General features: G+C 65.9%; 7 protein-coding genes. All 7 read left to right on the forward strand.

Annotated features, from left to right (window positions below):
* The coding region (locus BJQ90_RS20295; RefSeq protein WP_226761989.1) for an AAA family ATPase at nt 1-1,008 on the forward strand (1,008 nt) is incomplete at its 5' end.
* 35 nt (nt 1,009-1,043) lie between these two features.
* The gene (locus BJQ90_RS20300; RefSeq protein WP_226761990.1) at nt 1,044-1,652 is read left to right on the forward strand and encodes a DUF6668 family protein; all 609 of its coding nucleotides are present in this window, start codon (nt 1,044-1,046) and stop codon (nt 1,650-1,652) included.
* A 13-nt stretch (nt 1,653-1,665) separates the two neighbouring features.
* Complete coding sequence (locus BJQ90_RS20305) at nt 1,666-1,935, forward strand: hypothetical protein (RefSeq protein WP_069953000.1); 270 nt, start codon at nt 1,666-1,668, stop codon at nt 1,933-1,935.
* A 27-nt stretch (nt 1,936-1,962) separates the two neighbouring features.
* The gene (locus BJQ90_RS20310; protein ID WP_226761991.1) at nt 1,963-2,718 is read left to right on the forward strand and encodes a hypothetical protein; all 756 of its coding nucleotides are present in this window, start codon (nt 1,963-1,965) and stop codon (nt 2,716-2,718) included.
* A 25-nt stretch (nt 2,719-2,743) separates the two neighbouring features.
* Nucleotides 2,744-4,003, forward strand: coding sequence for a hypothetical protein (locus BJQ90_RS20315; protein ID WP_226761992.1), 1,260 nt, complete (start codon nt 2,744-2,746; stop codon nt 4,001-4,003).
* Nucleotides 3,990-5,498 (forward strand): SCO6880 family protein, encoded by a 1,509-nt coding sequence (locus BJQ90_RS20320; RefSeq protein WP_226761993.1) that lies wholly within the window; start codon nt 3,990-3,992, stop codon nt 5,496-5,498. The genes BJQ90_RS20315 and BJQ90_RS20320 overlap by 14 nt, the downstream gene beginning before the upstream one ends.
* On the forward strand, nt 5,498-6,515 hold a 1,018-nt coding region (locus BJQ90_RS20325), incomplete at its 3' end, for an ATP/GTP-binding protein (protein ID WP_226761994.1). The genes BJQ90_RS20320 and BJQ90_RS20325, both read left to right, overlap by 1 nt.

The raw sequence follows: 6,515 nt of genomic DNA on the forward strand, positions 1-6,515 counted from the left end.
ACGGCCACCCCGGAACCACAGACAGCTGCCGTTGTTGAAGAAGCCGCACCGACACGGCGCAGCCTGAAGGAAACCTCGTTCCTGGTCAGCGCCCCGGTCCTCGAACCTGCCACCCAGGGCTGGCGAGGAACACTCACACGCCTGGGACTGCGGATGGATCCCTCCGACGAAGAACTCACCGAACGTGAGGACGTTCGCACAGTCAGCCAGCACTGGCCCGGCCCCCGGACCATTGCCGTGGTCAACCGCAAGGGCGGGGCGAACAAGACCCCCACCGTGGTCATGCTCTCGGCCATCCTCGCCCGCTACAGCGGCGCCGCCACGGTCGCGTGGGACAACAACGAATCCCAGGGGACCCTGGGTTGGCGGACGGAAAAGGGCTCCCACGACCGGAGCGTGTTGGATCTGATCGATTCCTCCACCGAGCTGCTGTCCCCGTCAACGAACGCGGCCGAAATCGCCAAGTTCGTCCACCACCAGACGGCGGATAAGTTCGATGTCCTGCGTTCGGATGAGAACGAGGAAGGCGATCACGAAGTGACCGCTGAGGAAGTCGATATCGCCCATCAGGTCCTCACCCGCTATTACCGGCTGGTGGTGATGGATTCGGGCAACACTGCCCGGGCCGCGAACTGGCGGCGGATGATCGACCACACGAACCAGCTGGTCGTCCCGGTGACGGCCATTGAGGACCGCGCCGAAGCGGCCCGGCTGACGCTGCAGACGCTGGAATCCCGTGGCGGCCACGACGCGGAGCTGGCGCGCAACGCCGTTGTCATCGTCTCTGAGTCCACCGACGCCAAGCGCAGCATGAGCGGGGATGCCCTGAAGCGGGCCAAGGACGAAGCGCAGCGGATCGCTGACGGCTTCGAACCGTTCGTCCGGGCCGTCGTCCGCATTCCGTACGATCCGGCCCTGGTCAACGGACCCATCCGCTACGAAGCCCTCCAGCCCGCCACCCGGCGGGCATGGCTCGCGGCCGCGGCCGCCGTCGCCGCCGGCTTCTAAAGACACTCACCAACGGACTTTGAAAGGAGGCCATCATGCAACAGTCCCTGAACCCCTGGATCACCCGCCCGGCCACCGCCGATGGCGCAGAACCGGCAACCCCGGATGCGCACGTGCCGCCGGCGGCCGTGATCAGTGCGCCGCTGCGGGGAATGGTCGAACCCGACGCCGCGGACCGCCTGGCCCGCCGCACCTTCTCCGGCTCCGCAGCGCTGTGGGTCACCGGTGCTCATGGAGGGTCCGGGGAAAGCCGCATCGCTGACCTGATCGACGGGGCACGGCCCACCGGTCACTGCTGGCCTGTTCTCCAAGACGGCAACAAGCCCCGGGTGCTGCTGGTGTGCCGCGCCGATATGCGCGGCCTGACAACAGCCCGGAACGCCCTGACCCAGTGGGCCTCGGGCGCGGCACCCGCGGTTGACCTGCTCGGCCTCGCCGTCCTCGCGGACGCACCCGGGAAGACTCCCAAGCCATTGCGGGACTTCGCCGCCGTCGTCGGCGGGGGAGCGCCCCGGCTCTGGACCCTGCCCTGGGTCGAGGCATGGCGGCACGGGAACGCCACCACCCCGCCGGCCCGCGAATACCAACGCTTCATCACTGACTTAACCACCCTGGCCACCACCAAACCCGGCACCACCAACTGAAAGGTCTCTCACCATGAACTCCTTCTCCGCAATTGCAGCGTCCGTCATTCCCAACCCCACCCCGGTCGTCCCGGCAGAAGCCGGCGGTCTGCTCACGGTCCTGAACTGGGCCTCCGGCATTGGCCTGGTCCTCGGCGTCCTGGGCGTGATCATCGTCGGCATCGGTATGGTCATCCAGCTCCAGCGCGGCGAAGGAGCCCAAGCCATTGGCAAGCTCGGCTGGGTCCTGATGGGCTGCATCATCATCACCGGCGCCGCCGGCATCGTCCGCGCCTTCGTCTAAGCCAGCACCAACAACGGGAGGTTCACCATGAGCCAGTCAACAGAGAGCACCACCGAAAGCAATCCGTTCACCAAACCCGGGTTCATCATTGCTGCCGCGCTGGTGGTCGCGCTGATAGCAGCAGCCATCGTCATCTTCCTGCTCCCCAAAGGACAGGACACCGCCCAGCCGGCCCCCGCCGCCTCGCCGGGCAGCACCACCGCAGCAGCACCTACGAAGTCAGCAGACGCGGCCGGCAAGAGTGTTTGCGGGCTTCCCTCAAGCACGGAAACAGCCTTGGGAACTGCGCCGAAGTCCAAGTGGGAGCTAGTAGGAAAAATGGCCGCCCCCACTGACCCCAAGACCTTTGGCCCGGGCGTGACAGACGGAGACGGGTTCCGGTCTTGCTTCGCTAACTCCCCAACCGGCGCCCTCTACGCAGCCGCCAACATAGTCTCCCTTGGCTCATCCGGGACACAGGACGAGCTCAAGCTCGCCGACAAATCTCTGGTCCCGGGCCCCGGCCGTGATGCGGCTATGAAGGCGGCCAAGACGCGGACTTCAACTGCGGGAAGTGGTGAGACCGCTCAGGTCAGCGGCTTCCTAATCAAGTCTTACAGCCCGACTGAGGCAGACGTCGATCTGGCTATCAAGCTCCCGAACGGTGCGCTGGCACATTCAGTTCTTTCGCTTCGTTGGGTAGCCGGTGACTGGAAGGTGAAGGCTTCCGATGACGGCCAAATATTCAATGGTGTCGCCCAGCTCAGTGATCTGAGCGGATACATCCTCTGGTCAGGCGTCTGACATGGCTGAGTGCAGTTTGGGGGACATGACGTGCGTCGCGGGCAACATCGCCGCCGGGGCGGTTAACGACGCCATCACGAATTTGGCGAAGTCGATCATGGAGGGCATGAGTCAGATGGTGACGACTCTGTCGACTTTCTGGGTGTCCATGCCCACGGTGAACCTTGCCAGTGCGGACGGGGCGACGCCGAGTCCCATTGTTTCTGCGGTTAATAGCGAGTTGTTGCCTTGGACGCTGGCGCTGGCGGTCTTGGCGGTGATTGTCGGTGGTATCCGGATGATCTGGGAGCAGCGCGGGGCGCCGCTGAAGGACCTTTTGCGGTCCCTGCTCACTTTGACCTTGGTGTCGGGTCTGGGTCTGGGCGTTATCTCGATCCTGGTGATCGCGGCGGATGCTTTTTCGGCCGCGATCATCGACCGCTCCACGAACGGCAAGGGCTTCGCCGATGCAATGAGCATCCTGGTCATGACCAACCAGACCGGGGTCGGAGTGTTTATCCTCATCATCCTGGGCCTGATCGGGCTGATTGCCTCACTCGTTCAGATTGTCTTGATGGTCGTGCGCAGCGGCATGTTGGTGATCCTGGCGGGCATTCTGCCCACGACTGCTGCTTTCACGAACACGGAGATGGGGAGGCAGTGGTTCCAGAAAGCAATCGGCTGGACCATCGCTTTCATCCTCTACAAACCGGCTGCGGCCATTGTCTACTCGGTCGCTTTCCTCCTCATGGGCAGCAGGGGCCAGGACGCTTTGATCGGTTCCATTACCGGGTTCACGTTGATGCTCGTCGCCCTCTTCGCTTTGCCGGCGCTGATGAGGTTCGTGACGCCGATGGTGGGTGCCGTCGCCTCCGGTGGGGGAGCAGGGGCCGGGGCAGCGGTTGGGGCCATGGCCACGGGCGCTGTGTCCATGGGCCGTGGCGGTAGCGGTAAAGGCAATGCCTCCCCGACACCGGCCAGTACACAAAGCACCCAATCGGGCCCGTCTCCGAAGGGCAGCAACGGAACAACCGGACCCAGAGGAAATGGGGGCCAACCGACCCCAGGCGTAACCGGACCGGGCGGAGCCACCAGCGCCGCAACAGCCGGTGCAGCCGGCACCACGGGCGCCGCCGGGGCAGGAGCTGCTGCCGGCACCGCGGGTGCCGCGTCGGGAGCGGCGTCAGCTGCGGGTCCGGCCGGTATGGCCGTCGCCGCAGGAGCACAAGCAGCGTCCAGGATTTCCCAGGCCGCACAACAGACCGCGCAGGATTCAACCGGGGAGGGCCCCAGTGGCAGCAATTAGTACCGAATACAAGGAACCGTCCTACGGCAACTGGCGCGTCCCGCGCTCTGCCGGGCTGGGTAACCTCGGCGCGATCGGCACCGGCATTGTCATGGCCGGGTTGTTGCTGGGCATCATCAGCTTCGCGATCTGGGGCCTCTTCCCGGGCCTGGGGGTCCTGGCCGTGGCCGGGGCCAGTGCCCTGTTGCTGACGGTCAAGGACAAGCACGGCCAGTCCGTTGTTGACCGGTTCGGCACCCGGATGAGCTTCCGGCTCTCCAAGTCCTCCGGAACGAATCTCTACCGCTCCGGCCCCCTCGGTGTGACGGCCTGGGGCATGTACCAACTGCCCGGCCTCGCCGCGAAGTCCACCCTGTACGAATTCACCGACTCCTACAAGCGCCCGTTCGCCCTGCTGCATGTGCCTTCCACCAGCCACTTCGCCGTGATTTTCTCCACCGAACCCGACGGAGCGTCTCTGGTGGACCCGGAACAGGTCGATGCGTGGGTCGCGAACTGGGGCGGCTGGCTCGCCGGCCTTGGGGATGAAGCGGGCCTGGACGCCGCCGCCGTAACGGTCGAGACCGCACCGGACTCCGGCTACCGGCTCCGCAACGAAGTCACGATGAACATCGACCCGAACGCCCCCGAGTTTGCCAGGAACGTGCTCACCGAGGTCATCGACACGTATCCGGAAGGTTCGGCCACGGTCCGGGCCTGGGTATCCCTGTCCTTCAACGCCGCTTTGCGCTCAGGATCGAAGAAGCGCACACCTGAAGATGTGGCCCGTGACCTCGCCTCCCGGATCCCCGGCCTGTCGGCACGGTTGCAGTCCACCGGAGCCGGCATCGCCCGTCCGATGTCCGCACAGGAACTCTGCGAGGTTGTCCGGATCGCCTATGACCCGCCCGCTGCCCTGATCATTGACGAAGCCCACGCCGCCGGGTCCCCGGTCTCCCTGACCTGGGGCGAAGTCGGCCCCACCGCGACGCAGGCGTCATGGGAGGACTACCGGCACGACAGCGCGTTCTCAGTTTCATGGACCATGACAGGTGCCCCGCGCGGGTCCGTGAACTCTTCGGTCCTGTCCCGGCTGCTGGCCCCGCACGGGGACATTGACCGGAAGCGCATCTCGCTGCTGTACCGCCCGATGGATTCCGCCCGTGCCGCCGCCGTGGTCGAGCGGGACCAGAACAACGCCAACGTCCGCATCACCTCCGGAAACCGGCCCTCCGCCCGCGCCCTGGTCGATGCCCGCTCCGCCGTGCAGACAGCGCAGGAGGAAGCCCAGGGGGCCGGGCTGGTGAACTTCGGCATGGTCGTCACAGCCACCGTGACCGAGAAGGAACGCCTCGCCGATGCCGTGGCCGCCGTGGAACAGACCTCCGGGACCGCCCGGGTGCTGCTGCGCCGCGCCTACGGCACCCAGGACACCGCGTTCGCCGCGTCCCTGCCCCTCGGGCTGGTCCTTCCCAAGCACAGCCTCCTGCCCTCCGAAATCAAGGACGCCCTGTAATGGCCCACATGAAACTCTTCACCCGCCCCGCCAAAAAGGTCACAGCGCCGGTCAAGGCCGCACCGAAGAAGAAGACGGAGAAGGAACCCCGCCAGCCCGGGCCATCTGCCCGGGGCTGGACCGGACGCGGTGGCGGCATGGCCCAGCTCGTCCCGTCCGTGAAGGAATATCGGGGAACTACAGTCCAGGTCTGCGGTCTGTGGCCCTTTTCCTCCGGTGCCTCCTCGCCCATGATCGGCGTCCCGCTCGGACGCCACGAGGAAACCCAGGCCACGGTCTGCTGCGACCCGATCAGCTGGTTCCAGCGCGCCCGCCTGATTTCCAATCCGTCGGCGTTCATCCTGGGCAAGCCCGGGCTGGGGAAGTCCACCGTGGTGCGCCGGATGTTCATTGGTCTCTCCGCACAGGGCGTCCACCCCCTGATCCTGGGGGACCTCAAAGGCGAGCACGTCAAAGCGGTCCAGGCACTCGGCGGCCAGGTCATCAAGCTCGGCCGCGGCGTCGGCTACCTGAACATCCTCGATCCCGGCCAGGCCGTCGAAGCGGCGCAGCTGCTCGAAGACAGCGGCCACCACGAGGACGCCGCCCGCGTCCGCGCCGACGCGCACGGCCGGCGCCTGACGATGGTTGTCTCCCTCATCACCATCAGCCGGAACAATCCGCCCACCGATCAGGAACAAACGATCCTGGACCGTGCCCTGCGGGTCCTCGATGACCGGTTCGACGGTGTCCCGGTCCTCAAAGACCTGTTGGACGTGATCATCTCTGCACCCGATGAGCTGCGGCAGGTTGCCCTGGACCGCGGCGACATGGCCGTCTACCTGCAGGAAACCCGGGCACTGGAAGCAACCCTGCTGGGCCTGACCGGTGGCGGGAAGCTCGGAGAAATCTTCTCCCGGCACACCACCAACCCCATGATGCGCGACCGCGCCGTGGTCTTCGACGTCTCCAGCATTGACGAGACCGAAACCGACCTCCAAGCAGCAATCCTGCTCGCGTGCTGGTCCTACGGATTCG

Source organism: Arthrobacter sp. SO3 (genome assembly GCF_020532825.1).
GTDB lineage: Bacteria > Actinomycetota > Actinomycetes > Actinomycetales > Micrococcaceae > Arthrobacter.